Raw genomic sequence first — 2139 nt, 5'->3', positions numbered from 1 at the left:
GCGCTGCTGGCAGCAACAACCGGAGTCGTGCGTGCGTCGGTGGTGACCATGACCGTCATTGCTTTACCTACCATGCTCAAACGCGGTTATGCACCGTCATTAGCCAGTGGCACCATTGCTGCTTCCGGGACATTGGGACAGATTATTCCACCAAGCATTATTCTGATTCTATTAGGCGATGTAATTGGCGTACCGGTAGGTGAATTGTTTATCGGTGCCGTGGTCCCGGGCATGATGTTGATCATGGCCTATATGCTTTATATTGCGTTTGTTGCATGGCGCCACCCGCATCTGGCACCCGCCGTGCGTGATGACAATCCTGAACTTGCTGCACTATGGATCAGTGTTATAAAAAGCTTGCTGCCGCCTTTATTTCTTATCATTGCCGTTTTGGGATCGATTTTTTACGGTATTGCCTCACCTACTGAATCTGCTGCAGTGGGTGCATTAGGGGCGTTGATTCTGGCCGCCCTGCATCGCCGTCTGAGTATCGCTAATCTTAATGATGCGATGCAAAAAACAGCACGCTTGACCAGCATGGTGTTTTTAATATTTATCGGTGCCACGGCGTTTGGTCTGGTCTTTGTCGGCATGGGTGGTGATGGTCTGATTCTGGATATATTTTCCGAACTGCCTGGAGGCAAATGGACGTTTCTGCTCCTCAGCATGTTACTGATTTTTGTTTTAGGATTTTTTCTGGATTTTATCGAAATCTGCTTTATCGTCGTGCCAATTATTGCGCCAGTGGCAATACATATGGGAATTGATCCGTTGTGGTTTGCCCTGCTGATCGCGATTAATCTGCAAACCTCGTTTCTGACGCCACCATTTGGTTTTTCATTGTTTTATCTGAAAGCCAGTGCACCACCGACATTAAAACTAATGGATATTTACCGTGGAATTCGACCGTTTGTGATGATTCAGTTGCTGGTTCTGGGACTATTGATTGCGGTTCCGGGCATTACGTTGTGGTTGCCGGGGATGATGGAATAAATCAGTTATCTGCAAAACTGATGCTTTGTACCTTGGAGATATTATCTTCAGCCAGGTGCAGCATCATTAAACGATCCAGCCCTAAAGCCACACCACTGCATTGGGGCAAACCGGACTGCATCGCTGCCAGCAGATTTTCATCTATGGGCATGACAGGTTTTCCCTGCTGCTGACGTGCGATATTATCGCGTTCAAAGCGTTGCCTTAACTCAGTGGCATCACATAACTCGTCATAACCATTCGCCAGTTCCATACCACCAGCGTACAGTTCAAAACGCATTGCCACTGGCTGACCGGCTGCATTTGGTTGAATTCTGGCAAGCTGTGCCTGTGATGCAGGAAATTCGGTGACCAGCACCGGCGTATTTAAAGCTTTTAACTCTGGTTCAATCACTTCACTCATCAGCATTTCCAGCCAGCCATCATAATCCGTCTGCCAATCGGCAGGTAAAGCTGAAATATGCTTTAAAGCCACGGCTTTGAGTGTATCAACATCAGTTTGATAAATATCCAGCTGCAGATACCTGGCGAATAAATCACTGTAAGCGCAGGTTACTGCTGGAGGCGTTCCGATAACCTGCTGTATAAAGGCATTAACTTCTGCCATTAAATCCGCCAGCGTAAATCCTGGGCGGTACCATTCCAACATAGAAAACTCGGGTGTATGTTGCCGTCCTAGCTCGCCATTGCGAAATACCGTGGCAATCTGATAAATCCCACCACTACCGGCCGCTAGCAAGCGTTTCATCGCAAATTCAGGGGAGGTATGCAGATAAAGCGTTTTCGAACGATTTCCAGCTTCAAACAGCGTATGAAAACTATCGAGATAAGGCGCCGTTGGTGCCGCCGAAGACAGGATCGGTGTACTGACCTCCAACACTTCACGTGTCGAAAAAAAACGGCGGACATTTGCTAAAAGCTCTGCCCGCCGTTTTAATATGCTCTGTAATTGTTGGCCTTGCAGCATGAGTTATGCTCTAGGGCCTGTCATCATTCAAATGGCACATCAACAGCGCAAAAAACAAAATTGTTTTAATCTTTCTTGGCGCGTTCATCGTAAGATGCTGAACGGGTATCAACCCGTAACACTTCACCGATTTCGATAAATAACGGTACACGAACCACAGCGCCAGTTTCTAACGTTGC

2 protein-coding genes and 1 pseudogene are annotated in these 2139 nt (G+C 47.3%); 1 reads left to right on the top strand and 2 read right to left on the bottom strand.

Annotation, left to right across the window (positions count from 1 at the left end):
* Positions 1 to 993: TRAP transporter large permease (locus B3O33_RS09250; RefSeq protein ID WP_292363478.1), on the top strand; the 993-nt coding region annotated here is incomplete at its 5' end.
* Position 994: 1 nt separating this feature from the next.
* On the opposite strand, the gene epmA is transcribed toward B3O33_RS09250, so the two are convergent.
* Together epmA and B3O33_RS09240 are read right to left on the bottom strand one after the other, a co-directional pair.
* Positions 995 to 1960 carry an EF-P lysine aminoacylase EpmA gene (gene epmA / locus B3O33_RS09245; RefSeq protein ID WP_292362413.1) on the bottom strand — a complete coding sequence of 322 codons (966 nt, stop codon included), beginning with the start codon at positions 1958 to 1960 and terminating at the stop codon, positions 995 to 997.
* A gap of 65 nt (positions 1961 to 2025) precedes the next feature.
* Positions 2026 to 2139, bottom strand: a pseudogene (locus B3O33_RS09240) (elongation factor P); the annotation flags it as partial.

Origin of the sequence: Methylophaga sp. UBA1464 (genome assembly GCF_002325665.1) — a bacterium.
In the GTDB taxonomy this organism is placed as follows: domain Bacteria; phylum Pseudomonadota; class Gammaproteobacteria; order Nitrosococcales; family Methylophagaceae; genus Methylophaga.
This window is presented reverse-complemented; position numbering and strand designations above follow the sequence as displayed.